Here is a 25,748-nt window from a genome sequence, read left to right as displayed (position 1 = left end):
GTTCTCAAGGTTCACTCCTTGGGAATGATTTTATCCTGGTGTTCATGGCGATGTGGAACCACTCCGATCCATCTCGAACTCGGTTGTGAAACGCATCAGCGGCGACGATATTTTAGGGGTAGCCCTCTGAGAAAATAGCTCAATGCCAGGTAAAACATTTCCACATGTAGATCATCAATCTTGCGAAAGAGTTGTTGATTTACCAAGAAAAAGCCACCCGCAGGGGTGGCTTTTTTGATGGCTAAGTCAGTGTGATTTTTAAAGAAGATAATCAAATAGACACCTGAGGTCTTTGATTGGCTGGCGCTAGCGTTATTAGCAGTAGATGAATGCCAAGCGTGGAGCTTCGTTGGAAACGTTGGGCTAGATGGTTGGTCGCAAGTTTGTGGCGGGCTTACCTTCGCTGGATACGTTGTGATTGTGTAGATCTTAGTGCTGCTTTTGCTTATTACACGTTGCAGTCATTTTTCCCAATTCTGTTGATCTCGCTGTCTGTGGCCTCTTGGTTTCTTGGCCGTCAGCATGGTCTTGATCAGCAAATTGTTGACTTTACTGCGCAGGTTCTCCCACCTTCTGTTGTTGGTTTGGTGGAATCAACATTGGTCAAACTTGTCAAACAAGGCTTTGGTGCAGGATTGCTCGGAGCTGTTTTTCTGATGGTGACTGCAGGTAACGCCTATTTAACTTTGCAGCGTGGTGCTGATCGTCTTTGGCGAGACCTGTTGCCCCTGCCTTCAACACCTGCACCATTTGTTGTTCAGCTAACCCGCTTCCTGCGTGCTCGAATTGAGGCTTTTGTGGTCGTGATCCTGGTCGGGCTGCTTGTTGTTGTTGATCAGATCAGCGTCAATCTACGCATTATCCCAGGTGCTGTTTGGGATGAGCTGATTCGCACGACACCATGGCTTGCCGCTTTGTTGTCTCGAGTGCCTGTGCTTCAGGTAGGTCAGTTCGTTGTGCCATTACTCGGTCTCTCTGGGATGGCGTTGTTGTTGCAGGCTTTGCTACCTAGTAGACGTGTCCCACTCAGGCCTCTTGTCCCTGGGTCTTTTTTGATTGGTACGCTTTTGACGATCCTCAACCTGGTTGTTAGCCGCAGCATTCTTTCGCTGGGCACGCGTTATCAGGCTTATGGCTTCATCGGTGGTGTTCTGGTGCTCACCTTTTGGGTTTGGATGGTCGGTGTGATCCTTTACTTTGGGCAGTGCTGGAGCGTGGTTCTTGCCAGTAGGAGTCGGCATCAATGGGGAGAACCGAACCCGCTAAAAAGCTGATTTCACAACGTCTTCAGTCAGCATAAAATTGATTTTTAATTGATTGTTGTGCCTTCTCTGATGCGAGCACGCTCTGCCCGGTTGCCGCCGGCCTTTGCAGGCATGGCTCTATTGAGTATGGCGATAGGTGCGGTTGTGCTGATTACAGGTCTTACTCTTTTGGCCGTGCCTGTAATGCTGCTGATCGGATTTGTGGTAGCCCTGGTTGCCGGAGTCTTTTTTGGAAGCTGGGCTTTGATCGAAGTCTTAGCAGCCTTGGAGTCTTGGATGGAGCGGGACGCCCGCTTCCAGCGTTGAAATGGCCAGGCCTTCTCCTCTGATTTGGTTGGCCCTTCTGCTGATCTTGCTGTTGCCCACTGCAGCCGGGCGGATTTTGCTTGATCTCGCTGGTGGGTTAATGCTGGTCGCTTTGGTCTTACCGTTTTTGCTGGCTGGCTTTGGTTGGTTGGGTTGGCGTGTTCTTCAGTCCCGCATGGTGACTTGTCAGGCTTGTGGATTGCGCACTTTTGGCAGCTCTGGTCAGTGTCCTGTCTGTGGTGCAGGGCTGTCTGATACTTCAGAGTTAGGTGATTTTAAAGATGATGGAGGGATTTCTACCCCTGCTAGTGCGGCCACAATTGATATTACGGCTGAAGATGCTGGTTCAGAGGGTTGATGATCTTTAGACACTAATCAGTGTGTTTATCCGCTCCTATTGAGGAGCGTGTTTTTGTATGATAAGAGGTTGAAAACATCAATTAGAGCTATCAACAGTGTATTTCTAGTTCTCAGCATGATTTGCCATTTCTTGTAGCCGACGTTCACGCAGGAAGAGAAATAATGGTGCGGCAAATGCAAAGGCAATTGTGATGCTACTTAAAAGCACGATCCACAGGTGTCGCATTTGAAGTCGTCGACTCTCTACAACGATCCAGATGGTTATAGCACTAGCACCTATGATCAGATCTCGGGATAAAGATTGAGCTGCAGGATTTGCATTCGATAGTGCTACAAATAAGCTGATATCAAAGTCTGGTCCGTATTGCTGCATAAAGTCGATGTTGGCTAGTGTAGGAAGGATCGCTCCAGTGATTGCTAGGATCAAGTAGACCCATTGCAGCAAACTATTTGGTGCTTTCATGCCACTCGTGATGTGATAGTTGCAACGCTAGTGAAGAAGCCATGTGAAATCACTGATTAGTTGTATATGTATGATTACTGGTCTGAGTGTCGCCAGTGCCTTCATAGAGGCGAACTGCGGTTCAATGCGCTGGGCCTGAAGAAAAAGTGGCAAAGTTTTGGAAATATCTTTTTCGCTTTGCTTGAGCAATGCCATAAGATAACCACTCATTACCTTAACGAATTGTGGCCATAATGTATGGCTTTGAAGTGGTTAGAGCTGCTTGTTGTTTTGGAGTTTCAATCATGTTAGGGTAGATGCTTTTTGTCAATTGTCTTTATGGAATTGAAGTTAGCACTTAGATCATATGGCCAGAGTTGAATTTTTGCTGAAAGATTCTCTTGGCCCATGATTTTTCAGCATAAACAGATGACTTTCAATGATTAAAGATGCCTGTTCTCCATAGCCAAGCTCAAAGCGAATGCTGCCTCATGATTATGTTTTTAAGTGGCGTTGTCAATCAAAGCAGAGATCAAATTTTTTTGATTTTCAGTCGTCGTTAACGAGAGGCATGAAGTTGTTTCTTTAAAGGCCTAAACTTGAAGGCTGGCTGATGATTGGTAAATCGATGAAGCAGGCAATTGCTGAGAGAACAGCAGAGATAATCAGCGATCGAGTGGCGAATGTTGTACGGCCACTATTCCTTTGTAAGTCGAAGGCCTTGTTATTTGGAAATAACGGTTGGCAACACCAACCTGCTACCAGTGCTACAAATGGCCAACTGATAAAGGTCAAGAGTATGTAGTTGAGAACCATGCCCATTGATTTGCTTCAGCTGAAACCATTGTAGCGATCCTTTAAAGGTGCTATTGATTTTTGTAATTTAAGAATTTTTGAGTGAAATAATTTTGAGCACGATTTTCTTGATAGGCGCAAACAGCATCATTGGAGTCATGGTCCCTAATACTTATCAAGGCATTTAGATTGTTTATGCTTTGAACAGCTGAGCAATCTTGCCAGGCAATAGGAGGCACGATTCTTTGGCAATTGCTAGAAGTTGGCTTCAGTAATTGTGGCTCGTATTGTTAATGACTCAGGTCTTGACTGATGGCCAAGTGCGTAACTGTTGCCCCCTCAAACTATTAATAGTAGTTTTTATTTCCGAATGATTCAGCACCTTCTCTGAGGACAGCCATCAGTAATTGCAGGCTAGTCAATTAGTCATTTATTTGGGCAAGTAGGCTTCAGAAAATTGGAGTTAAGACTGGTCTAAAGTGTAAACCTCTGCTGAATTATGTGTCTGAATTAGGTTTTAGGCTACTCGCATCGAGCTGCAGCACGCTTTGTTCGACGGTATTAAGCAGTGCTTCACAGCGCTCAAGGTAGACCTTCCCTTGTAAGTAGTGTCTTTGGAGCTCTTCTACAGGAACGCTGTCATTCTGTAATTGAGTAAGGAGTAAATCAAGCGCTTGAAGAGATTCTTCGTAGCTGAGTGATTTCGCATCTTGGCGCCATTCTTTCAGCATGCTATCTAGCGTTGATTGCGCAGTATTCATGGCGTGCTTTTGCTGTTTAGAGCCGGAATCTCTTGGTGTCTTCTCAGATGATGAAGTGGCTTTTATCATGTCGAGAGCCTTTGTTGATTAATTGCTTCTGCGGTGGTATTGATCTGGCCATCACTGAGCTGGATGGTCAAATTGTCCAGCACAGATACATTACCAACGCTTCGAAGAGTTTTACCTTGCTTGTTCTTCACGATGGCAAAACCGCGCATCAACCAGAGTTCTGGTGATAGAGCTTGGAGGAGCTGATGCTTCTGGCTTAAGTGAATGCGCTGAAGCTCTATCTGTTTCAGCGGTTGTTGACACTCCAACGCTTTACCTCGCATTACAAGCCGCTCACGTTCTTTGCGAATGAGCCAATTGCAATGGTCTTTAAGTCGATGACGGCGTTGCATCAGCACATTTTGAGCTGACTCCCGACTGGGCAACAGGGCCACCATCGCTGCGGTTGGAGTCGCGGCTCTATGGTCAGCAACCAGATCAGCCACTGTTTGGTCATCCTCATGCCCTAGTCCAGTCACCACCGGTATTGGGAAACTGGCCAGGTCACGGCATAGGTCTTCATCATCAAACACCATCAGGTCTTCACGACTGCCACCTCCTCTGGCCAGCACGATCGCTGCAATCCCCAGCTCATCATGTTGATTAGCCAGAGAACGTAAAACGGATTGGATTTGTTTTGCTACACCACCTTGGACTGGAATTGGAATGATCAGCAATTGAGTTAGAGGCCAGCGCTCTTTTGCTGTACGCAGCATGTCTGCCAGGGCGGAACTCGGCACGCTGGTCAAGATGGCTACAACCTCTGGATATTTTGGTAACGCTTTCTGTTTCGATTCGTCGATGAGGCCCTCTTTCAATAGCAGGGCTTTCACAATTTCGAACTGACGTAGCACCGTCGATAGGGACGGACGCAGGTCTATGACTTGCACGGCCAGGCTTGCTCGGGTTGCCCAGAAGTTGAGCTTGCCGACAACCGTTACCCCATCCCCTTCTGCAGGCCTGTAGGTGAGTTGCTGCAGCTTGGAAGCCCAAGCCACTGCCGTGATACTTGCGTTGCCGTCAGTCAGAGTTAGCCAGAGATGACCTTTTTTGATCTGTGGCTTGGAGACTGACGCTTCCACCAGAAATCGAGGTGCAAAGCCACGTTCCAGCAGAGTGCCAATAGCCGCGTTGAGATCGCGGACTGAATAGTTTGGAAGGGATTCAGCGGTCAAGGCGTCGGTAGGCCATGCCCCAGTAGAGGCAGATCACGACGCTAAGAGCAGCAACAGCTTGCCCCCAGGCATGATCCAGTTGGGTGGATGCGATTGTGAAAATCACCAGGGCGCTGCTCAGCAGCCTTGCGCCATCGCGTCGGTTGTTGACGAAGAGTAGGGGCAAGTTAATCACTTCAACGTTTCTCTACTCTGGCCCATCGTTATTGCAGGGTGCGCTTTACGCAAACTTTGTCGATTTACATTTATCACCTCATATGGCTGCTACTGCTTGAAGGGTTGCAATGACATTCAGCCAAGGCCCATCTGAGAGAGAATGCTTTGGCCGGTCAGAAGTTCGGTGCTGAGGCCGATGATGACGCCCATCATGGCTAGACGGCCGTTCCAGGTTTCTGCGAAGTTGACGAAGCCGAAACGGGGCTGAGGTTTGTCGGCCATTGGTGACTCCAAGATCTCATCAATGTAACAAAGCATGGAGATGGCTTGACCGTCTTGATGGCAATAGATTCGCATTTTTTAGGTAACTTTCCCCTTGTTTTCATCTCATCCGGCCATGTGCTTTTTGATGCTGGCTGTTGCTTGGGCTTCTCGCGGGTTCTCTGGCCAGGGATGCTTCGGGTAGCGACCGCGCATTTCGCGGCGCACATCCTGATAGCTATCACTCCAGAAGCCTGCTAGATCTCTTGTGAGCTGCAGAGTACGCCCTGCTGGAGAGAGCAGTTCAAGGGTCACGGGAAGCTTGCCATTGATCAGTTTTGGGCCGTCTTCGCAGCCAAACATTTCTTGAAGCTTCACCGATAATTTCACCTCTCCATCGCCATAGTTGAGAACAGCAGACCGACCAGAGGGAATGGTTAGTTGGCTTGGCAGCAGGATGTCTAGTCTCTGGCGCATCTCCCAGGGGAGCTCTCCCCAGAGAGCTTCTATTAGCCCTTTTTCACCCAGCTCATCCAAGCTATGGCAACCCAACAGCGGTTGGTTGAGCCATGAACTTGGCTGATGACCAAGGAATTTAAGGTCGCGAGGTGGCCAGGGGGTGCCTAGGTGGCGGTGGGCGAGTTCCATGCGTGCACGCAGTTGTTGGCTGCGACGGCCCCAGGGGAGTTGCCCTAGACCCTGATGGCATAAGACATCGAGCAGGATCTTGCGGCAGTGTTCGGGTTCTGGCTGTGGGAGGCGTTCCCTTTGGATTACTAGTTCGCCGATCTTCAACAGTCGCTCTGCTCGTATTCGCGAGCTTTTTTCATCCCAGCTCACTGATTCACTCCATTCCCCATCTGTCTGGCTCAGCGTCTCTACCCATTGCATCGAGAGGGGGATTGCGAGCTGGATGAGTGTGTTGGCCTGGCCAAGATCCACCCTTGCAACTGCTAGGGCAGGAGAAGATCTGAGAGGGTCATGCTGGCGGAGAATGGCGCCGCGTCCTTGTCGCAATCGATAGTGTCCGGCTTTCCCTGGTCGTTCCAAGGCCAACCATTCCGGGAAGGCTGTGGCAATTAGTTGTGCTGCCAGGGCATGTTCTGAGAGGTCTTTATTTGCTTGTTTGCTGTATTGATCGTCTTGTCTAATGGTCTTGAGTTGATCAAGCAGCCTTTGACTGAGACGGCGCATCTGTTGATGGGCTTCTCTGGCAGATCGATGAATGTCTCGCTGGTCCTGACGTAACCAATCCAGACGAGCCCTCAGGTCTGAGCCAACATGATGGCTGTTGAGGGGATCTCGATCACCCAGTAAAGCGGCTAGTTCGGCTCCCAGGGCTGCGCATCCCCATCCTTGGGCTTGGAGCAACAGGATCCCTAGCCTGGGGTGTATGCCTAGTTTGCATAGCTGGCGGCCTAGCGTTGTGATCCGTCCGTCATGGTTGAGGGCGTTCAGATTGATCAGTTGTTGCCTTCCCTTCTGCAACGTTGATTGAGGTGGGGGGTCGATCCATGGCAGGGTTTCCCCTAAGCCAGCGCCCCAGGCCGCTAGCTCAAGCACCACGGGCATGGGATCGGCAACAAGTATTTCTGGAGGTGCATGTTCGGGCTTGCGCAGTTGTTCTGCTAGCGACCAAAGTCGAACGCATTGGCCTGGACCTTGGCGTCCGGCTCGCCCTTGGCGTTGATTGGCGCTTGCCAGGCTGGAGGGCACTGTCTCAAGTCCTTCCATGCCAGTGTTGGGGTCAAAGCGACTTTGCCGACTCAGGCCGCTGTCGATGACCAGTCGAACCCCTTCGAGGGTGAGTGAGCTCTCCGCGATAGAACTTGCTAAGACGATCTTGCCTATCCAAGGCGATTCAGCCCTAAGCAATGCCCGCGCTTGCACATGCAGAGGCTGTTGCCCGTGAAGATAGGCAAGATTCCAATGCGTAAGACTTTCTTGAGCCGCCAGTAGTTCTTGGGTGCGTTTGATTTCACGTTGTCCAGGCAGGAACACCAGCACGGTGGGGCGTGAACTGGTGCGATCGCTTGCTTCGCTCAAAGGTAGGGCATGGGCCGTAATGGCCCGCATCACCTGATGGGGTAACGGTTCGTCTGGGCGGGGTGTCTGATGATGGGTCGCGACGGGGAAGGCTTTCCCCTCGCTCTGTAGAAGGGTTGCTTCTGGTAGGCGATCTTGTAATTCGCCAAGATTGAGCGTTGCAGACATGAGCAGAAGCCGTAGCTCTGGATGGAGCAGCGGTCGGGCTTCAAGCAAAAGGGCCAGGGCGAGGTCGCTGTCTCGCCGTCGTTCGTGAAATTCATCAAAGATCACGCAATCAATGCCGTTTAGGCTTGGATCACGCTGAAGGCGACGTAGAAACAAGCCGTCTGTAATGACCTCTAATTGAGTTCGTTTTGAGCGCAGCTGTTCATGTCTTATAGCGAAGCCCACGCGCTCTCCTAATGGCTCTTTCAAGCTTGCGGCTAGTCGCGAGGCTGCTGCTTTGACAGCTAATCGTCGTGGTTCCAGCATCCAGATTCTGCCTGGAAGAGGGGTGTGACCATCAAGGGCACCCAAAAGGGCAAGCGGCACTCTGGTGGTTTTCCCTGCCCCTGGTGGCGCTTGCAGCAGCACTGTGGCACTTGCAGTAAGGCTGTGGCAGAGCTGCGTTAGCAGCGAGTCGATCGGGAGATCTCCCAAGCTGCAAAGAAAGAGTTAGCTGATCAGATTGAGAAGAGCTAGCAGCATCAGACTGCTTAGGGCTCCTATCGCAAAGAGAAGCCTCACTAAAGGCGCCGTCGAAAGCTGCAGGCTACTCATGAAGAAAACCTTAAGAGCCGGAACTGTACTGGTCTAGCCCCTTGTCCTTGTTTGTAGCCCTGGTAGTTCGCAGGGCTTCACATCCTTCACAGTCAGCGCACGTGGCGGGTGCCGTCAACGGGGTGATAGTCCTCGCCTGTCAGTTCTTCGTAAACGATGGCTGGTAGCCCTGTTTCAAACATGGTTTGTAGTGCTTCCTTGAGAAAGGGATTCCATCCCCCGGTGCTTACCTCGCCGTGTCGGACCGTCCAATCCCATGTCCCCTGCAAGTCTCTAGGGATGCGTCCTTCTCGATCGCGTCGAGCTACCAGGTCAAGAGACTCGACCAATCCCACTTGGATCGGCTGTTTGCCGTAAGCAGGGGTGAGGCTTAGTTCAAGCCGAACGGGATCTTCTTTGACCAGCCGCAGTCGAAACCGCGGAGGCAACTTCACTGCTTTGATGACTGCAGCCACGATGCGCGTTCTTTGATCCACCAGGGCTTCCCCAATCGAGTCCAATCCAGTGCCAGCTTTGACACTGACTTTCTAATTTATTCAGCAGGAGTTTCTGTTGACTGGGGTGGCTCGTTGTCTCCTGAGAAACGAACTGTGAGGAGCTCTTCTTCTGTGAGGCGGCCTTCCTGGTCTAGTAATTCAGGGTGAACGGTCACCAAACCGGTGCGATCACCTTGTGAGTTCTTCCTAATTGGTTGGCTACGTATGGGTTGCTGGGCGGCGCCGAAACCCTTCCCCATCACGCGGAAGGCTTGCCACAGCAGGATCAGGAAGGCAGCGCCGTAAAGGATCGGGAACAAGGGGTTCTCCATGATGGCTTCATGGTTTGCGATAAAGGCGATTGGGTGGTCGCCACGTTGCGTTCATCATTGCTTGCCTTTGAATGATCGTGCTAATCACGAGGCTCTGGCAAAGCTCAGGCCTTTCAAACTTCACGAAACTCAGGCTAAGGGCTGATTAGCGCCCAGGATTTGTTGCAACAGTTCATTCAGTTTGGAGCTTGTTGAGCTGTTCCGTGGGGGAATGAAGCTTCATGAAGACGAGCTCAGGCGTATTTGGTCACAGCTCTGTCAAGGATTGACACTGTTGTTTGAGAGAGCTCTGTCTACGGTCAAAGTCATGAATTGATTGTCGTTTGGCCAATGTCTGCGTTAGTTGAGGAATCCTCCGCAGAGCTGCGGTTATCCAGCCAATCTTCTGGTTTGAGCAGGGTTTTCCGTGGTGGTCTTCTGCTTGGCACTGGATTGGTTTGTCTGCCTGTGTTGTCGGGTCTTTCCCCTCAACCGCTGCAGGCGGCATCAGCCGCGACAGCCTTATCCAAGCAGTCGTTTGTAGCGGATGCCGTGGCTCGCAGCGGCCCTGCTGTGGTGACTCTTGAGACGAGTCGGACGGTCCGTTCTATGGGCATGGCTGGTCTGCCTCAGGGGCTATTAGCCGACCCGCTGTTCCAACATTTCTTTGGTTTGCCTGGCAGAGTCGCTCCCCGCTCGCGGATAGAACGAGGGCAGGGAAGTGGTGTGATTTTTTCGGCGGAAGGATTGGTTCTCACCAATGCTCATGTCGTGGAGAAGACCGATCAGCTGATGGTGGGATTGCCAGATGGTCGAAGGGTGCCTGGGCGACTGGTTGGTCAGGACAAGATTACGGATCTGGCTGTAGTGCAGTTGGATGGCTCGGGGCCTTGGCCCACAGCCCCATTGGGAGACTCGGACCAGCTTCGGGTCGGGGATTGGGCCATAGCTGTTGGCAACCCCTTTGGCCTTGAAAATACGGTGACGTTGGGAATCGTCAGCAACCTCAACCGCAACGTCTCTCAGCTAGGGATCTCTGGCAAGCGGTTGGATTTAATTCAGACCGATGCTGCTATCAATCCAGGTAACTCAGGAGGACCGCTGTTGAATTCTGAGGGCAATGTGGTGGGTATCAATACACTCGTTCGCTCTGGACCAGGAGCTGGGCTGGGTTTTGCTATTCCTATTAATCGGGCTAGGACCATCGCCCAGCAGCTGGTGGAGCGAGGACGGGCCAGTCATCCGATGGTGGGTGTAGGTCTCTCGCCGGTGCCATCTGCTCGTTCTGGGGAAGCCAACTCTCCTGGTGCTGTGATTCGTTCCGTGGTGCCGGATGGGCCTGCAGCGCGTGCCGGGTTGAAGGTTGATGATGTGATCATTTCGGTGGAAGGGTTACCGATTGATGGGCCTGCTGAGGTCGTGAGCGCGATTGATCGTCATGGAGTTGGGCGACCAATCACTTTTGGATTAATCCGGGGCGACAGTCGGATTGAGTTGGCGGTTACACCAGTGGAGCTGACGGCGATGCAGGCGCCTTGACCCTGTTGTTATGTGCACTACTCCCGACTAGTCCAGTCTCAGGCTCTACAAAAGGATCTAAGACATGTTCAGCCCATGAGCGGGTAGTGATGCAATCTCATTTTGCGGCTGCGGCTAGAAGCTATTCATGCGTCAGTGTCTCGTAACTGCTCCACGCAACGGGTGATGCATTCACCGTCATCCAGCGAGCAGGTGGTGATGCATTCGAAGTAGGTCTCAACGGCATCCCAAGTTTGCTCGTGCTCATGGTTTGCGTAGCTAGTCGAGTTGGAGATATGAAGGTCTTCGGCACGTTGGGTAGGGACGCTTGTCATCAAGTACACATGGCTGTGAAGTTAGCTTATGCACATATTTGCTGTGCTCAAAGGAAAATGAGTCTTCCTGCCTAACCTTCTTTAAAGTTTTTTTGCCAAACGGATAGATTTTGGGTTTAAGCCGCGCCTTTTTTTCTGGCTTGACGCTTTCTTTGGCGATCGCGATTGGCTAAGCGCTTGACTTCTTTTTCTGCCAGGGCCAATGCTGCAGCGGCTGCGGCTTGTTCCTCTGATTTTTTTTCCTGGAAATAAGCGTAGTTGCCTCGGTAAAGAATCAGTTCGCCATCGCGTAATTCCACGATGCGATTGGCTACACGGGAAATGAAGTAGCGATCATGAGAGACCAGCAGGACGGCGCCTTCGTAAGCCTGCAGTGCGTCCTCCAGCATCTGTTTGGCAGGGATGTCGAGGTGGTTTGTTGGTTCGTCGAGTAACAGCAAATTGCAGGGTTTGACCAGCATTAGGGCTAGGGCTAAGCGAGCCTTTTCTCCACCACTGAGATTTTCGACGTTTTTGAAAACAGCATCATTACTCAAGCAGAAACTGCCGAGTAGAGAGCGCACCTGGGTTTGGGTCCAGTCCGGGACGGCTTCAAACATTGTGTCGATGACGGTTTTCTGCAGGTCCAGAGCTTCTGCTTGGTTCTGTTCGAAATAGCCAGCTATCACGTTGTGTTCTCCGAGGGAAGCCCTGCCGTCATCGGCAGCTTCCAAGCCCATGATCAGACGCAGCAGAGTGGATTTGCCTGCGCCGTTGGGGCCTATGAAAGCAATCCGATCGCCGGGTTCCACCTCCAGATGGGCGCCTAGGAAGAGAATCTTGTCTCCGTAGCTGTGGCTGAGGTCTTCGATCACAGCCACCTGTCGGCCGGATCGTGGAGCGTCTGGGAAGCGAAAGCTGGGGCCGCTGACACTCTTAACTGGAGCTTCGATTCGCTCTACTTTCTCGAGGAGTTTCTCTCGGCTTTTGGCTTGGGTGCTGCGCGTGGCACTTGCCCTGAATCGATCGACATAGGCCTGTTGGGCGGCGAGATCTTTCTGCTGGCGTTCAAACGCAGCTTGAGTTGCTTCCTCTTCGAGTGCCTTCTGTTCAAGATGTGCTGTGTAGTTACCGAGATAGGTGCGCGAAATGCCTCTCTCAGTAATCACGATTTGGGTACAGATCCGATCGAGGAACGTCCGGTCGTGGCTGATTACAACCATGGCGGCGGTCTGTTTGAGCAGATAGTCCTCCAACCACTGGATGGTGTCTACGTCCAGATGGTTTGTGGGCTCGTCGAGCAGGAGCAGATCAGGATCTTGAAGAAGGATCTTGCCGAGAGCAATTCGCATTTGCCATCCCCCGGAATAGTCCCCTACCCGTTTATCGGCCCCATCTGATGTGAAATGGAGTGTTGGCAGTAGTTTTTCGATTCGAGCCTCAAGCTCATAGCCGTGTAGGGCTTCAAAGCAATTCTGTAAACGGCTTAGGTCTTTGATCAGGCTGTCGAGAAAAACGCTGTCTTCTGCAGCCCGCTTTGTAGCCATGGCGGTTTCTACGAGTCGCTGTTGATGGACAACGGCAGCGGCCTCACCAAAGGCTTGAAAGAGCTCTTCTCGCACTGTGCGGCAGGGATCAACATCAAACTCTTGCTGTAAGTAGGCGATGCGTGGGTTCCCCTGGCGCACAATCTGGCCACTGCTGGCTTCTTCGAGTCCCGCGATTAATTTGAGCTGTGTGGATTTGCCAGCCCCATTGACACCTACCAGTCCGATTCGGTCTCCGGGCTTGATTTCCCAGGTGACATCCTTGAGGACTTCATGCGTGGGGTAGACCTTGTTGACGTGCTCAAGTCGCAGCACCGAGGGAAAGCAACCGCAAGAACATCATCCCGCTTCGTATACGGGCAGACTGGAGGATATCCATTCCGGATCACCGGCCATGGTGAAATTCGAACAAATTACGGCTGTTGTGCTTGCTGCTGGCCTAGCGATCCCTAGTTACTGGTTTTTTTGGAGTTTGGCAGGGGGTGGCGGTTACGACCGTCGAGGCATGCAAAACGTCAATCCCTCACAAGTAGAAGAAAGTCGCTCGCGTGAATTAGATCCTGGTCTTAAAGCCCCCCCCGAGCCTTGATGAGCCATTGCTTGGTGTCAGCGTCATCGAGGCTGGCCAAGTGCGCTTTTACTTCGTCAAGCGTGACAGGGAGTCCCATGCTGTGCCCTAGATCGCAGATTGCCTTCAAGGCTCCCTGAGGATCTTGGAGTGCCTGGCGAAATAGGGCTTTGGTGTGTTCGGGATCGTTCTGAATACGTTCGTAGAGCACTGCAGCGTTGCTGCTCATCAGGAGGGAAGTGTCTGTTGCAACTGTATTCAGCCTGAAGTGATTTGACCTGATTCTTGGTTCATGCTGCTTGCTCTATATCAACTTCTGTCATGCCTGTTGCTGATGCGTCTTTCATGCTGCGGGCATCCATGCAGAGGACTTTGCGCAGTTGGGCGAAATTTTTGGCCTGGGATTCGCGTCCGTCCTGAGCGGCGCCGTATTCCGCCCTTTGCAAGACTTGATGGAGATGTGTGAGCAGATAGCTGCTAATTACAGCTGATACCAGCACATCGCTATTCTCTTGGCTTCGGCTTAAACGCCGACCCTTGCTTGATTTGATACGGCTGTTTGGCTTGATAGGGCTGTTTTGCTTGACAGGGCTGTTGGATTGGCTAGGGCTGTTGGCCTGTTGAGGTGGATTGAAGCGAGTTGAAGTTGGAAGTGTGGGTTTGTCCATGGGGCAATCCTGATGTCTGGTTGTTAGTCGAATGAGGGGGGTACTTGAGCTTTAGGGCTGAAAAAGCATTGGGTATTTCGACGGGCCATGGAATTGTTGAACTGGGTCATCGGAATAGACCATTCCGAACTGTGGTCTCAGCATAGTGCTGGATACTATCCTTGCACACCTCTGTACACTTGTAAGTAAGACTTACTTTTTTAGGGTCGTGGCTACCCGTCAAACCTCATCCAGTGGGAAGCCCAAGTCTCCGAGAGTCCAGGTTGTGTTGCCTGAAGAGCTTTGTGTGCGCCTAACAGCTCTTGCCGAGCTTGAGTCCCGCACCGTTAGCAATATGGCCAAAGTGCTTATTCAGCAGGGTATTCAGCGTTACGAGCAGGAGCAGAGTTCGGTCGTTTCAGCCCCATCGTTAGCGAGTACAGAAGGCTTTCGATCGGCTCTTGAAGCTCAACAGCCCAGGCGTTTAAGAGGCGCTCCGCGCCGTCTCCGCCTCTATCGTCCCTCTTGAGTTTGGTGGTCTTCGTAGTTCTTCAATGAACTGCTTGGCGAATCAAGCTGGATCAGCTCTCACACCAAGAACTGCCGCACGCTTGGCCCCTGTTATGGCCGGAGCGTTGCCTGGATACTGGAGGCAATGCCACCAGGCAAGTAATGCAAAGGCAAGACCTTCTCGGGCTTCAGCGCTGAGGCCCAGCTCATCGCTATTGAGGAGTCGCATGCCACGGCAGCGTTGTCTTAGTTCGTTCATCAGCACAGGATTTCGGCTTCCTCCACCAGCAACAATGAGTTCCAGGGGGCGAACCAGATTTCTAAGGTGAAGATTGTCCAGATCCTGTGCCACAACGGCTGCGCTGAAAGCGGTCAATGTGGCGACACGATTGGCCCTCGACATCTTGGGGAGTTCCTTGAGGCGCTGCTCTAGATCGGCAAGCCCAAATTGCTCCCGGCCTGTTGATTTGGGAGGAGGGAGTTGGAAGAAGGTTTCCTTCAGCCAGCGTTCGATCGTGGTCGTATGCGGATGCCCACTGGCAGCGATGATTCCATCATGATCAAAGGCAAGCTTGCCTTTGCTGATCTGTTCAACAGCAAGATCTATCAGGCTGTTGGCTGGGCCGCAATCCCAGCCCATAACTGAAGCAAGGCGATCCGGACCGCTGCGGGGAGGAATCAGGGTGAGATTGGCAATTCCTCCAAGATTGAGCACCCCACGCCAGCCCCCTACTCGACCTAGCAGTGCGGCATCAGCCATAGGTACCAAAGGTGCTCCCTGGCCTCCTAGTGCCAGGTCTGCGGCTCGGAAGTCATGAACAACAGGGCGCTTGAGCAGTTCAGCCAGTAGAGGGGCTTGCAGGATTTGCCAGCTGGCGCCGCGATGATTCTTCTGAGGAGGACGATGCCAAACAGTCTGACCATGAGAACCCACGAGCTCAGCTTGTGCTCTGGGGTCACAGGCCAGAGCTGCTTGAGCATGAACCTCGGTGATGGACTCAGATAGCTCGAGCCATTCACAGCTATTGAGTTTGATGCCTTGTCCTGCGTTGACAACTGTTTGGCGAAGATCCTCGGGGTAGGGGATGCAGACAAGATTTAGTAGCGACCATTTTGGTTCAGATGGTGAACCGCTGAACTCAGCGAGTACTGCATCAACACCATCAGCACTGGTGCCGCTCATCAGCCCCAGTACGCGCATTGAAGTCAGGTTTTGGGAAGTTTCTTGAGGTCGTCAACCAATCCCATGACGACAAGCACATGCTCTTTTTCGAGCACATACGTTGCGGGAGGGTTGACGTGCAGTCCCTTGGTTGGGCCAGCTGCCAGAACGTTTACTAGGTAGTTCTTGCGTAGGTTGAGGTCTCGTAGGGAATGTCCAACAAACAGATCGGGAACTTTGATTTCTTCGATGCAGGTTTGGTCATCAAGTTCCAAGCGTTCCATCAGGTTGGGCCGCACTAATTCAAGACCTAGCCGCTCCCCCTGCATCCTCGAGGGGAATACCACCCGATCAGCGCCAACGCGCTTCAACATCTTTTCGTGTAGGTCACTGGTGGCTCGGGCAATCACCTGTTGCACTTTGCTGCCCTCGCTGTCCTTGGCAATCAGCGTGGTTGTGATGCTTGCTTCGATCGGTTCGCTGATGCCCACGACAACGGTTCCCATTTCGAGCACACCTGCTTCTCGCATCGATTCCTCGTCAGTGCAGTCCACAACTCTTGCTTCGATCGACGGCTCCAGTTGTCGTAGCTCTTCGATAGATCGTTCTGAACGGTCAACCGCCAGCACGTCTGCACCGTTTTGCATGAGTTCACGACAGACGGCGCTCCCGAAGCGCCCTACTCCCACTACCGCAAAGCCAAGCTGAGGGGTGTCTTGTTGGGGTGACCAGTTCCACCACTCTTTCATTGTGTTTTCTCAGCAAACCAAAGTTCAGACATAAAGATCTTCTCGCGGATAGCCGATGCGATTTTGACGGTGGAGCCGATCTTTGTTGACGGCTTCCCAGATTGCGCTGAGTAGAAGAAGGATGCCGAGTCGTCCGACAAACATGCCGACGATCAGCACGAGTTGTCCGAAATGACTCAAGTTCTGGGTGACGCCAACATCGAACCCCACAGTGGCAAAGGCTGAAATGCATGTGAATAACATCTCTAGAAAGGTGAAGGCTTGCTCTCCATTCAGGCTGCTGGACATACCCAGCAATAAGGCCATCACAAGCACGAAAAGCAGGGATGCCACTGTGATGCCGACGGCTTTCAAGACCACCTTGTCGGAAATCTGACGATTACGGATGACGACATCGTCCTGGCCACGCAGGGTTGAACGGGTGGCGGCCATTAAGGCGGCCAGGGTGGTTGTTTTGATGCCACCGCCAGTACCTCCGGGACTAGCTCCAATGAACATCAGTGCCATTAGCAGAAGTAGCCCTGAATCGGAAATGCTCTCGAGAGAGAGGTTCACGGTGGTAAAGCCAGCGGTTCTGGCACTGATAGAGCCGAATAGCGAGCTCATCAGTCGCTCAGACCAACCGATGCTTGAGAGGAAGTGGTCTTGGCTTAGTGATTCAGTGATCACTAGCCCCACGGTTCCGATCAGGATCAGGATCAGGGATGTGCGAATGACCAGACGGGTATGCAGACTGAGGTTGCGGCGTTGTAGCTGTTTGCGATTGCTCCAGAGATCGCTGGTAACTCTCCATCCCAGTCCACCGAGAACGATCAGGACGATGATCACGATATTGACTACCGCATTGCTGCGGTAGTGCTCCAGGCTGTCAGACCAGAGGCCGAAGCCGGCGTTGTTGTATGCAGAGATGCTGTGAAAAAGTGCAGCCCACAGTCGTTCTCCATGGTTGGTGATGTCATTGAAGCCAAAGATGTAGAGCACGATCGCGCCAATCAGGATCAGCACTGTTGCGGTGAGGGCAATGCCTCGAAAAGTCGTGCCTACGCCGCCAACCCCGAATTCATCGAGGGTTTTGCCTCGATCAAGCCTGCATCTCAGTTCAGTTCCGCGAACCACAAAACCTTGTAAGAAGGTGGTGATAGCCATCAGCCCAAGGCCACCTGCAAGGATCATCGCTGCAAGAACCCCCTGGCCGACGTTGGTTAGATCTTGGCCGATATCAATAATGCAAAGTCCAGTCACGGTCACTGCTGAGGTCGCCGTGAACAATGCTTCCCACAATCCCACCTTGGCGTTAGAGCAGACCGGAGTGGCGAGAATCAGAGTCCCAGCGATGATCACCAGCAAACCTGTGACCACAGTGAATTGAGGAACCGTTAGGCGACGGTACAAATCCTGAGTGCGATGGACGGCTTTAGGAAATGGCACCGATGGGTTTCCGCTTTATCGCGACGAGAGTCAAAGGTTGTCCTGAGGATTCTCCCCAGATGGATAGAACCAGATTCTGCAAATGCTGGCACAGTTCTGCTGTATTCAAGATCCGCCGAAATGCCAAAGGATCAGCCCAGGAACCATCACGGTCATCAGGGCTGTTAGGCCAGCTCCGTAACGGGTTACATCCAGAAATCGATAACGCCCAGGACCGAACACCATCAGGTTTGTCTGATGCCCCATTGGTGTCAGAAAAGACTGGCTTGCACCAAATAGCACGGTGAAGAGCAGTGCATTGGGTACAAGGTCTAGTCCAGGTGCGAGTTGGATGGCCACTGGGACAAGTAGTGCAACGGATGCGGCTGGGCTCATCACCTGGGTGAGGAGCGTGGTGACCAGAAAGATGACTAGTAAGGCTAAGTAATTGGACCAGTCATTCAGCAAGGTTTCAAAGCTGCTTGCCAGAGCATCTGCCAGGCCGGTTTTCTGCATTGCCACGCTGAAGCTGGAGAGCGACCCCAGCAGCAGAATCACATCGAGACGAATTGATCGCTGAAGTTCCCCTGGGCGAAGGCATCCTCCTGCCACCATCGCGACTGCAGCAAGGAGGACCGCTGCCACCAGTGGCAGGGCAGTCACTGTCGGCATGATCAGCATGGCCAAAGCAATGGCGATGGTCAGTGGTTTGCGGCGCACTGTGGGCAGGTCGTTTTCCAGCTGATCAAGGACCAGCAAATCATTGCTGGCTTGCAGGCCGCGAATGGAGTCCAGTGGGGCTTGCAGCAGTAAAACATCGCCTTCGCGTAGGACAGCTTGTCCAAGGCGCTCTTGCACTGTTTGCTGACCACGCCTGAGAGCAAGAACTGTGGCGTTGTGGCGTTGCCGAAATCGCAGTTCACGCAGACTTGCACCAGCCAAAGTTGAGCCCGCCGGTAGGAGGACTTCCACAGTTCTTTGCCCTTCGCCCAGGCTAGATGGGGACAGTGAGGACGGAGCGATCGACTCTCTTGTTGCTAGCTGTACGTTGTGTTCTTGTTGGAGACGAAGTAGGTCTGCGCGGGTGACCCTGAGAAGAAGTCGGTCGCCAGGTTCCAGTCTGCGATCAGCCAGGGGCGGTAGGAGTCGTTCTCGACCTCTTTGCAGTTCCAGCACGTCTACATCAAAACGACGTTGTAAACGACTGTTGTGTAGGGATTGTCCTACCAGTTGCGAGTTCTGAGGGATGGTGACCTCTGTGAAGTAACCGGTCTGGTCTTTGTTGTCTCCTAGTTCATCGCTGTTGCTGCCACGGTCTGGCAACAGGGCCTGAGGGGCAAGCATGAGATAGGTGGTTCCGGCGAGCCAGATCGGCACGCCGATGGCTGTGAAGCTAAACAGTTCTAGAGATCCATTGCCCAGTTGCTCGCTGATGTCACTGACCAGCAAATTCACTGAACTCCCCAGCAGTGTGAGTGTGCTCCCGAAAAGCGCTGCGAATGATAGTGGCAGCAGGACCTTAGACGGAGAGATACGGCGTCGATGACACCAGGCTTCGATGACAGGTAGCAACGAGGCGACGACGGGTGTGTTTGGGAGGACACTCGAAATGGGAGCGACCACTAGGCCTAACAAGGCAATCAACCGGCGTGGGCTGCGAATGCGCTCGGATGCGATCAGTTCGCGCACGCGATCCAGGGCACCACTGCGGAATAAGGCTGCAGAGACGGCGAACAGGCCCATTAGCGTAATCAGGGCAGGCCTGCCAAATCCAGCCAGGGCTTGTTGGGGAGTTAGAACACCTGTGGCCATCAGCATTGCCATGCTCAGCAGGCCAGTGAGTTCAGGTGCAAGGGCACCGCTGATGAAGAGCACCACCGCCAGCAACAACACCGCCAGGGTGATGAGGGCTTGGGGGTTTTGAATAGCGGTGCTCAGCACAGCCATAGTTAGGTATTTACAGAATGCAGAGGGGCCGATTCTGCTCTGTGACCCCAGAATTGGTCCTTCAGCCAGTGTTTGAGTCCTTGCAGCCCGGCACCTGAGGCCGCGGAGAGATAAATCACCTTCGGGTCGATGCTGCGGATTGTCTCAAGTGCACTGCTATCACAGCGATCAATTTGATTGGCTATCACCTGCCGGATTGATTCTGAGCCAAGGGAATTAAGCAACTGATGCACTGTGTCCAGTTGGGCTTGCCAGTCTGTGTCTGACAAGTCCACAACCACTAGGAGGAGATCGGCTTCAAGAGTTTCCTCCAGAGTGGCCCGAAAGGCTTCCACTAATGGCGCTGGCAGTTCACGGATGAAGCCCACAGTGTCTGTGATAAGAAGCTCAAGGGGTTTTCCACCTGTCTGAGGAATCAACAATCGTCGGGTGGTTGGATCCAAGGTTGCAAACAGTTTGTTCTCTGCCAGCACTTTGTTGTGCTCGTTTCGACTGCAGAGAGCATTGAGTAGGGATGATTTCCCCGCATTGGTATAACCCACGAGTGCAACCCTTGGTAGACCTTCCCTGCGGTTTCGTAGTCGGGCGCGATGGTTTTGCAGTTGCCGTACCTCACGTAACAAGTGCTCGATGCGTCGTGTAATCGCACGCCGGTCTTTCTCGAGTTGGGTCTCGCCGGGCCCGCGTGTGCCGATGCCACCTCCCTGACGGGATAGGCTGCGACCTCGCCCCATTAGCCTTGGCATGCGATAGCGAAGTTGGGCTAGTTCCACTTGAAGGCGGCCTGCTGCACTAGAGGCGCGCTGGGCAAAGATGTCTAGGATTAATTCACTGCGATCCATGACAGGGCAGTCGAGATAGCGCTCCAGATTCCTGACTTGAACAGGATTGAGCTCACGGTCTGTGATCACTAGAGAAGCGCTATGACGCCGAACTTCCAAGGCGGTCTCTTGTAGTTTCCCCTTGCCCCAGAGGGTCTGAGGATTAGGCGCCCCCTGCTTTTGTCGCACAACTGCTACAGGATGCCCCCCTGCACTGCGTACCAACCCCTCGAGCTCAGCAAGGTCGCGTTCGCTGCGGCTTTGCTCTGGTCCCGTAAGGGTCAGTAGTAGGACCCGTTCCCTACTGTCCTTTGACGGTAGGGGGGTGACTTCTGGCTTGACGGTTGATCCTTGGCTGTGTTGGCAGAGCTCGCTTAGTCCGTTGGCTTCGATCAAGCTCCATCCCGAGATCTCCTTTGGATCTGGTTGCCAGAGGGCCGCAATCCTGCGACCTCCTCGATCTGATGTGGGGGCAAAACGTAGCCAGGAGTTCGGTGCTAGATCGAGTGCCACGATTGCATCATGTTGTTCTGGCCTGAGGTTGTTTCGCTGAAGCGTTAGAGAGCAGCTGATTAAGCGCCATCCAGCGCTCTTGCGACGGGGTGATTCAGGAAGATGGGCGAGAAGTTGGCCGGATCCATCGAGAGGACCGACCCAAAGAAGGCGGCACAATCCACGGCTATCCAGCACTAAATGGAGTGGTTGGCATAGCTCAATCACCTTTTCAGCTAGCCGTTCTAGAGTTAGCTGATCGGCGCCTTCCCTTTCGGGATGCCGGCGGTGGCTGAGGCGTTCTAATTGTCTTTGTTGTGAAGGGCGTAGTCCCTTGGTGCGGCCAGCGAGGTGGGCTTGTTTCAATGTCCGAGCAGCCAGGCCCCGCCTGAGCGCAGGCCTAGAGACAATCCAGGTAGTTTTGTTAGATAGGCACCCCGGCGAATTTGGAAAGCCAGAGGACCTGCGAGTGTGAAACCCATGCCGGTGATGGAGGCTTCTCCTACTCCCAGGCTGAGCATTTCGCCAAAATCCTTAAATTCAAAAGGTTGGAGAGGACTGCTTGTTCGTAGTGCCATCACGTTTCGAGCCGCGAGCTCCCCTTGTTGAAGTGCGACCTGGGCTGTGGGCGGCCAGGAGTGATCTTTGTTGTAAGTGGCATCGCCAAGGCCAAGCACATCACTGAGTCCGATCACTTGTAGGCACGAATCGATAGGCAGTCTTGCTTCGGTAAGGACAAAGTCGGGGCTGAGTGCTGGTATGACTGGTCTTGTGCCGGCTGTCCAAACAAGACCACTGTGAGTTATTGCTGAACTTATGGCAGGTTCTTTTTGTTTGCTTAGGAGTTCAACCTGGTCTGTTGAGATGGCTCGAACTTGCGTGAGCAAATGAACGTGAACACCACGTTCGCTGAGGGCTCGCTCGGCTTGTTCTTGGTTGAAGGCTTTCGCACTGGGCAGAACCCTTTCGCCAAGCTCAATGAGGTGGAGTTGAGCAGCACCTTCAAGGAGATCTGCCAGCTTGCAGGCCAGTTCCACGCCAGTTGGCCCCGCTCCAACAATCACAAGGTCCTGACGAGGATTTCTACGCAATTGAAGTTCTTTAATTCGTTGTCGCAGCACGTCAACGTCGTTTAGATGGTGAAACATCAGGGCGTGTTTACGGACCCCGGGAATGTCGAAATCTGTTGGAGTTGAGCCAGTGCTGAGTACTAGTTGTGCGTAGTTGAGCTTGAGCCCTGAGCTGGTGGTTACCGTTTTTGCTTTGGTGTCGATGCTGTCAACCCGGTCTTCGAGAAGGGCAATACCGCGTTGACTGAGTAGAGAGTGATAAGGAGGTGCGACTTCCCAAGCCTGAAGCTCTCCACTCAAGAGTTCGTAAAGCAAGGGGAGAAAGACGAACCGCTGGCGCGGTTCAATCAACACAATGGGGGGGCGAGGTTGGCAGTGGCTGAGAGCGAGCGCGGTAGTTAGCCCTGCAAATCCGCCTCCGACAACCACCACGGCATTGGCGTTTGACGGGTTGGGGATCATGCGCGATGAGCCTGGGATGGTTCTCGAACCTTAAACACTCTGTTGTGAACGGCGACATTGGAGAATGGGGAGATGACTGATGGCTCCATTGATACGGTTTCCACTGCCACGTCTACTGCGGCAGGCCAATCTCCGAGTGTGCAGGTTGCCTCGACTCTCGAGATGCCTCTGGAGGATGCACGGATACACCTTGCCAATCTTTCTGCCCAGAAGCGTCTTGAGTGGGCACTGAAACAGTTTGGTCAAGGCTTTGTTCTGACAACGAGCTTCGGCATTCAATCAGCTGTTCTGCTGCACATGCTCCATGGTCTTGATGGTGGTTCGGTGGTCCCTGTGGTCTGGGTGGATACGGGCTATCTACCAGCAGAGACCTATTTCTATGCGGATCAGCTCACGCGTCAGCTTGGGTTGGATTTAAAGGTGGTTCAAAGCACAATGTCTCCCGCTCGGATGGAGGCTATCTATGGCCGGCTCTGGGAGACAGGTTCGGTGAAGGATCTGGAGACATATCACCGTATTCGCAAGGTGGAGCCCCTCGAGCAGGCTCTGGATGATCTCCGTGTGCATTGCTGGGCCAGTGGGGTGCGCAGTGATCAGACCGACTATCGGCGCTCAATGGCTTTTTTGGACCTGATTCGTGATCGCCTTTCATTGAGGCCTTTACTCGACTGGACTCCCAAGGAGGTTTTCTATTACATGCAGGAGCATCAGTTGCCGCAGCATCCTCTGTTTGAAAAGGGTTACTCCACGGTCGGCGATTGGCATTCCAGTGCTCCCGATGGGGGGGGGGCTTCTGGACGGGAGACACGCTTTGGAGGTCTTAAGCAGGAATGCGGCCTTCACCTCCCAGGTGTGTTGGGCGAAGGCATCTAAAGGTGGAGGTTGTTAGGCATTGCCTCTTGATTGGCAACAGTCGCTGGCATTGGGCCGAGTATCAGGCTGATGAATGGCAGTTTTGCCATAGCGTTCCCAATCCGCTCAAGCTTCAAACGCTTGAGGCTCCTCTTTTGGCATGGGCTGCTGTTGGTCCGATCCCTGCGGGAGTTGCCTTGGATCCGAACCGGCGCTTGGGGTTGGGGGATGTGCCCTTAACCCGAATGCCTGTATGGCTCGGCATTGATCGAGCTTTGGCGGCCTGGGGTGCGTTGAGAAGAGCTCACACCAGCGGGATGTCGTCTTCAGGCCTGCTTGTGGCCGATGCAGGCACAGTGTTGAGCTTGACGCGAGTGACGGCCGCTGGTGATTTCGCTGGTGGACAGTTGGTGCCGGGTTTACGTCTGCAGCTACGTGCCATGGAGCAGGGGACCCAAGGTCTGATTGATCCAGGCATTGGCTCAGTTAGTGCTGAACCATTTCCTTTCGCCACGGCCGAGGCCATGCGTCGGGGCAGCCTCCAGGCACTGCTTGGCACTCTTCTAGAGGCTCAGCGTGAGGCTGCACTACCGCTTTGGTTATGTGGAGGTGATGCCTCGGTTCTTCAGGAAGCACTCAGTCAGAGGGGTCTTGATGTGGTGCATCATCCGAATCTTGTCTTGGAGGGGATGGTTGACGTGCACGATCGGATTAGTCGAGCCCCAAGTCTTTGAGGATTTGATCGGCCATCGTTGCGGCTTTCACCTTTAGATAAATCAGTTCCAGATTGCCCTTTGGATCTACGACAAAGCTATGGCGCATCATGCCCATGTATTCGCGTCCCATAAATTTTTTGAGCCCATAGCTTTCGTAGGAGCTGGCCACTGGGCAGGGTTCCGCGTCGCTAAGAAGGGTGAAAGGAATCTGATACTTTTTGATGAATTTGGTGTGGGATGTAGCACCGTCTTTGCTGATACCAAGCACCTTGATGTCATTGGCCTCGAAGCGTTCCCATTGGTCGCGGAAATTGCAGGCTTCCTTCGTGCACCCAGGGGTGTCGTCCTTCGGATAGAAGTAGATCACAACTCGTTGACCTCTTAGTGATGCCAGCTGAACGAGGGTGCCGTCCTGATTGGGGAGATTGAAATCAGGTGCTGGATCACCAATCTTCAGGGTCATTGATGCCGCTTCCACTCAATAGCCGAAGCGTACTGGCGTTGTGGTTATTTCCGATGCAGGCCCCTTTGATGCCTATCAGTCCGGAGGAGGAGCAATGGGCTGGGCGATTGTCTGCGCGGAGATCAAGGCAGTTCAGACAGTCTCGTGGCTATGTACGTGATGCCCTCGCTGACCTGTGGCAAGTGTCTGCACTTGAGATTCCATTGCAGGCACCTCCAGGCAAGCCTCCAGAGCTGGCAAATGGCTGGGGATACATCAGCTTCAGTCACTGCCAAGATGCATTGCTGGTGGGTTGGTCGCCGCAACGGGTCGGGGTGGATTTGGAGCGTAGTGACCGTCCTATTGCTGCTGAGTTGCTTGCACGTCGTTATTTCTGTGCTGACGATCAGTCAGCTCTCTGCCATTTGAGGGGTGCAGCTTTGCGGGATGCCGTGCTTGAGCAATGGCTAAGTAAAGAAGCAGCGATTAAATGGCAGCGGGGCAGCCTGGCGGCGGATCTGATTCATTGGCGTTGTGGGGTCGACTCTGTGTTTGCTGTTCATGAGGTATTGGGGCATCAGGTCGATGTGCATCGAATTCATCACAATCTTTGGAGCATGGCGGTGGTGAGTGATTTCAGTGCGATGTCTAATGCACCAATGCTCTGCTTAGTTTGAGGGTCATTGTTGAGACGCTCATGCTCGGCATGCTGAGCTCACAGAAAGCCCCATCGCTTGTAGCCGCAGCCCTTTTGGCAGTGATGGGTTTGTTGGGGATGCATCAGGAGCAGGCGCTCATGGTTTCTGGAACTTGGTCGAGTGGTGAAGATGTGACGTCTCGTTTAGCGGAACGGGAGGCCACTCTCAACCTGCGCAGCGAGGCCGAAGCGTTGTTGTTGTCTTTCACCCGAGCTCAGATGACACGTTTCTATTGGGGTGAGTTTGCCTCGTCGTTGGATGAGCTGGGCCTGACTGTCGGAGAACCTCTCATCGCACATGTGCAACGATCAAAAAACCTCACCATGTTGTGGCTGGCTCCTCAACATGGTGAGGAAGCCTATTTATCCATTGTTCGTCGTGACAGCAGCGGGACTAGGCTCGAGAGACTTCATTGCAGAGGCAATGTTTCCAGATTGAAGCAACCCTTTTTGGGTCGATGCCCAGATGGATGGAGTGCATTTTTGCCTTTAAAAAACATTTGAATATTGCGACATCAACTTGATTAGGCCTCTTGATTATTGGGGCACGATGAGATTCGCGATCTTTCAGCCTTGGTGCAAGACCAGTTTGATTACGGCCTGAAGTGCTGCCAAAAGTTTGATTTTGAGAAAGGGCAACACGATGTGTTGGCGAATCGATCT

General features: G+C 52.9%; 30 protein-coding genes and 1 rRNA gene. 11 read left to right on the top strand and 20 right to left on the bottom strand.

What is annotated here, in order from left to right:
- Positions 1–34 precede the first annotated feature (34 nt).
- The 4 genes from rrf to AKG35_RS08770 all read left to right on the top strand — a co-directional run bounded on the left by rrf (position 35) and on the right by AKG35_RS08770 (position 1,929).
- Positions 35–151: ribosomal RNA gene (rrf, locus tag AKG35_RS08785) — 5S ribosomal RNA — on the top strand.
- 178 nt (positions 152–329) lie between these two features.
- Positions 330–1,274 carry a YihY/virulence factor BrkB family protein gene (locus AKG35_RS08780; RefSeq protein ID WP_011131013.1) on the top strand — a complete coding sequence of 315 codons (945 nt, stop codon included), beginning with the start codon at positions 330–332 and terminating at the stop codon, positions 1,272–1,274.
- A 60-nt stretch (positions 1,275–1,334) separates the two neighbouring features.
- A complete protein-coding gene (locus AKG35_RS08775; RefSeq protein ID WP_011131012.1) occupies positions 1,335–1,571 on the top strand; it encodes a hypothetical protein in 237 nt (78 codons plus the stop codon).
- Position 1,572: 1 nt separating this feature from the next.
- A complete protein-coding gene (locus AKG35_RS08770) occupies positions 1,573–1,929 on the top strand; it encodes a hypothetical protein (protein WP_011131011.1) in 357 nt (118 codons plus the stop codon).
- Positions 1,930–2,034: 105 nt separating this feature from the next.
- On the opposite strand, the gene AKG35_RS08765 is transcribed toward AKG35_RS08770, so the two are convergent.
- The 9 genes from AKG35_RS08765 to AKG35_RS08720 all read right to left on the bottom strand — a co-directional run bounded on the left by AKG35_RS08765 (position 2,035) and on the right by AKG35_RS08720 (position 9,185).
- The gene (locus AKG35_RS08765) at positions 2,035–2,394 is read right to left on the bottom strand and encodes a DUF2834 domain-containing protein (RefSeq protein WP_011131010.1); all 360 of its coding nucleotides are present in this window, start codon (positions 2,392–2,394) and stop codon (positions 2,035–2,037) included.
- A 564-nt stretch (positions 2,395–2,958) separates the two neighbouring features.
- Positions 2,959–3,195: a hypothetical protein gene (locus tag AKG35_RS13235; RefSeq protein WP_041384620.1), complete on the bottom strand. Its 237-nt coding sequence runs from the start codon at positions 3,193–3,195 to the stop codon at positions 2,959–2,961.
- A gap of 470 nt (positions 3,196–3,665) precedes the next feature.
- The gene (xseB, locus tag AKG35_RS08750; RefSeq protein ID WP_011131009.1) at positions 3,666–3,998 is read right to left on the bottom strand and encodes an exodeoxyribonuclease VII small subunit; all 333 of its coding nucleotides are present in this window, start codon (positions 3,996–3,998) and stop codon (positions 3,666–3,668) included.
- Positions 3,995–5,152: an exodeoxyribonuclease VII large subunit gene (gene xseA, locus AKG35_RS08745; protein ID WP_011131008.1), complete on the bottom strand. Its 1,158-nt coding sequence runs from the start codon at positions 5,150–5,152 to the stop codon at positions 3,995–3,997. Before xseA ends, xseB begins: the two co-directional genes overlap by 4 nt.
- Positions 5,142–5,327: a hypothetical protein gene (locus tag AKG35_RS13345; protein ID WP_041384619.1), complete on the bottom strand. Its 186-nt coding sequence runs from the start codon at positions 5,325–5,327 to the stop codon at positions 5,142–5,144. Before AKG35_RS13345 ends, xseA begins: the two co-directional genes overlap by 11 nt.
- Before the next feature lie 116 nt (positions 5,328–5,443).
- Positions 5,444–5,590: a high light inducible protein gene (locus AKG35_RS08735; RefSeq protein WP_041385192.1), complete on the bottom strand. Its 147-nt coding sequence runs from the start codon at positions 5,588–5,590 to the stop codon at positions 5,444–5,446.
- A 105-nt stretch (positions 5,591–5,695) separates the two neighbouring features.
- Positions 5,696–8,257: an ATP-dependent helicase HrpB gene (gene hrpB, locus AKG35_RS08730; protein WP_041384618.1), complete on the bottom strand. Its 2,562-nt coding sequence runs from the start codon at positions 8,255–8,257 to the stop codon at positions 5,696–5,698.
- Between the two features lie 212 nt (positions 8,258–8,469).
- A complete protein-coding gene (locus AKG35_RS08725; protein WP_011131005.1) occupies positions 8,470–8,853 on the bottom strand; it encodes a hypothetical protein in 384 nt (127 codons plus the stop codon).
- A gap of 56 nt (positions 8,854–8,909) precedes the next feature.
- Positions 8,910–9,185, bottom strand: coding sequence for a DUF2973 domain-containing protein (locus AKG35_RS08720; protein ID WP_011131004.1), 276 nt, complete (start codon positions 9,183–9,185; stop codon positions 8,910–8,912).
- 330 nt (positions 9,186–9,515) lie between these two features.
- Here AKG35_RS08720 and AKG35_RS08715 point away from each other — a divergent pair, with 330 nt between their 5' ends.
- Positions 9,516–10,703 (top strand): trypsin-like peptidase domain-containing protein, encoded by a 1,188-nt coding sequence (locus AKG35_RS08715; RefSeq protein WP_011131003.1) that lies wholly within the window; start codon positions 9,516–9,518, stop codon positions 10,701–10,703.
- Positions 10,704–10,828: 125 nt separating this feature from the next.
- On the opposite strand, the gene AKG35_RS12425 is transcribed toward AKG35_RS08715, so the two are convergent.
- Together AKG35_RS12425 and AKG35_RS08710 are read right to left on the bottom strand one after the other, a co-directional pair.
- Positions 10,829–11,017 (bottom strand): hypothetical protein, encoded by a 189-nt coding sequence (locus AKG35_RS12425; RefSeq protein ID WP_071818085.1) that lies wholly within the window; start codon positions 11,015–11,017, stop codon positions 10,829–10,831.
- Between the two features lie 116 nt (positions 11,018–11,133).
- The gene (locus tag AKG35_RS08710) at positions 11,134–12,858 is read right to left on the bottom strand and encodes an ABC transporter ATP-binding protein (protein WP_011131002.1); all 1,725 of its coding nucleotides are present in this window, start codon (positions 12,856–12,858) and stop codon (positions 11,134–11,136) included.
- A gap of 79 nt (positions 12,859–12,937) precedes the next feature.
- Between AKG35_RS08710 and AKG35_RS08705 the strand changes: the two genes are divergently transcribed.
- Positions 12,938–13,132 carry a hypothetical protein gene (locus AKG35_RS08705; protein WP_011131001.1) on the top strand — a complete coding sequence of 65 codons (195 nt, stop codon included), beginning with the start codon at positions 12,938–12,940 and terminating at the stop codon, positions 13,130–13,132.
- On the opposite strand, the gene AKG35_RS08700 is transcribed toward AKG35_RS08705, so the two are convergent.
- Both AKG35_RS08700 and AKG35_RS08695 read right to left on the bottom strand, forming a co-directional pair.
- The gene (locus AKG35_RS08700) at positions 13,110–13,340 is read right to left on the bottom strand and encodes a hypothetical protein (RefSeq protein ID WP_011131000.1); all 231 of its coding nucleotides are present in this window, start codon (positions 13,338–13,340) and stop codon (positions 13,110–13,112) included. The genes AKG35_RS08705 and AKG35_RS08700 overlap by 23 nt on opposite strands.
- A gap of 61 nt (positions 13,341–13,401) precedes the next feature.
- Positions 13,402–13,779 (bottom strand): hypothetical protein, encoded by a 378-nt coding sequence (locus tag AKG35_RS08695; RefSeq protein ID WP_011130999.1) that lies wholly within the window; start codon positions 13,777–13,779, stop codon positions 13,402–13,404.
- A gap of 208 nt (positions 13,780–13,987) precedes the next feature.
- Here AKG35_RS08695 and AKG35_RS08690 point away from each other — a divergent pair, with 208 nt between their 5' ends.
- Entirely contained in the window at positions 13,988–14,287 is a 300-nt protein-coding gene (locus AKG35_RS08690; RefSeq protein WP_011130998.1) for a ribbon-helix-helix domain-containing protein, read from the top strand.
- Between the two features lie 42 nt (positions 14,288–14,329).
- Here the strand turns inward: AKG35_RS08690 and AKG35_RS08685 are convergent, their stop codons facing one another.
- The 6 genes from AKG35_RS08685 to AKG35_RS08660 all read right to left on the bottom strand — a co-directional run bounded on the left by AKG35_RS08685 (position 14,330) and on the right by AKG35_RS08660 (position 22,378).
- Complete coding sequence (locus AKG35_RS08685; protein WP_011130997.1) at positions 14,330–15,469, bottom strand: anhydro-N-acetylmuramic acid kinase; 1,140 nt, start codon at positions 15,467–15,469, stop codon at positions 14,330–14,332.
- A 5-nt stretch (positions 15,470–15,474) separates the two neighbouring features.
- The gene (locus AKG35_RS08680) at positions 15,475–16,179 is read right to left on the bottom strand and encodes a potassium channel family protein (RefSeq protein ID WP_011130996.1); all 705 of its coding nucleotides are present in this window, start codon (positions 16,177–16,179) and stop codon (positions 15,475–15,477) included.
- A 24-nt stretch (positions 16,180–16,203) separates the two neighbouring features.
- A complete protein-coding gene (locus AKG35_RS08675) occupies positions 16,204–17,607 on the bottom strand; it encodes a TrkH family potassium uptake protein (protein WP_011130995.1) in 1,404 nt (467 codons plus the stop codon).
- A 105-nt stretch (positions 17,608–17,712) separates the two neighbouring features.
- Positions 17,713–19,533: an SLC13 family permease gene (locus tag AKG35_RS08670; protein WP_011130994.1), complete on the bottom strand. Its 1,821-nt coding sequence runs from the start codon at positions 19,531–19,533 to the stop codon at positions 17,713–17,715.
- Between the two features lie 2 nt (positions 19,534–19,535).
- The gene (hflX, locus tag AKG35_RS08665; protein WP_011130993.1) at positions 19,536–21,212 is read right to left on the bottom strand and encodes a GTPase HflX; all 1,677 of its coding nucleotides are present in this window, start codon (positions 21,210–21,212) and stop codon (positions 19,536–19,538) included.
- On the bottom strand, positions 21,209–22,378 hold the full coding sequence (locus AKG35_RS08660) for an NAD(P)/FAD-dependent oxidoreductase (RefSeq protein WP_011130992.1): 1,170 nt from the start codon (positions 22,376–22,378) through the stop codon (positions 21,209–21,211). Before AKG35_RS08660 ends, hflX begins: the two co-directional genes overlap by 4 nt.
- A 72-nt stretch (positions 22,379–22,450) precedes the next feature.
- Here AKG35_RS08660 and AKG35_RS08655 point away from each other — a divergent pair, with 72 nt between their 5' ends.
- Both AKG35_RS08655 and AKG35_RS08650 read left to right on the top strand, forming a co-directional pair.
- Positions 22,451–23,251, top strand: a complete 801-nt coding sequence (locus tag AKG35_RS08655; protein ID WP_011130991.1) for a phosphoadenylyl-sulfate reductase — start codon at positions 22,451–22,453, stop codon at positions 23,249–23,251.
- Positions 23,209–23,964, top strand: a complete 756-nt coding sequence (locus AKG35_RS08650) for a type III pantothenate kinase (RefSeq protein ID WP_011130990.1) — start codon at positions 23,209–23,211, stop codon at positions 23,962–23,964. The genes AKG35_RS08655 and AKG35_RS08650 overlap by 43 nt, the downstream gene beginning before the upstream one ends.
- On the opposite strand, the gene bcp is transcribed toward AKG35_RS08650, so the two are convergent.
- Entirely contained in the window at positions 23,942–24,409 is a 468-nt protein-coding gene (gene bcp / locus AKG35_RS08645; RefSeq protein ID WP_011130989.1) for a thioredoxin-dependent thiol peroxidase, read from the bottom strand. The two genes, AKG35_RS08650 and bcp, sit on opposite strands and share 23 nt — an antisense overlap.
- Positions 24,410–24,411: 2 nt before the next feature.
- Between bcp and AKG35_RS08640 the strand changes: the two genes are divergently transcribed.
- Together AKG35_RS08640 and AKG35_RS08635 are read left to right on the top strand one after the other, a co-directional pair.
- Complete coding sequence (locus AKG35_RS08640; protein ID WP_011130988.1) at positions 24,412–25,065, top strand: 4'-phosphopantetheinyl transferase family protein; 654 nt, start codon at positions 24,412–24,414, stop codon at positions 25,063–25,065.
- Between the two features lie 29 nt (positions 25,066–25,094).
- The gene (locus AKG35_RS08635) at positions 25,095–25,589 is read left to right on the top strand and encodes a thymidylate synthase (RefSeq protein ID WP_236069584.1); all 495 of its coding nucleotides are present in this window, start codon (positions 25,095–25,097) and stop codon (positions 25,587–25,589) included.
- The last annotated feature ends 159 nt before the right edge of the window (positions 25,590–25,748 follow it).

Source organism: Prochlorococcus marinus str. MIT 9313, assembly GCF_000011485.1.
In the GTDB taxonomy this organism is placed as follows: domain Bacteria; phylum Cyanobacteriota; class Cyanobacteriia; order PCC-6307; family Cyanobiaceae; genus Prochlorococcus; species Prochlorococcus marinus_D.
This window is presented reverse-complemented; position numbering and strand designations above follow the sequence as displayed.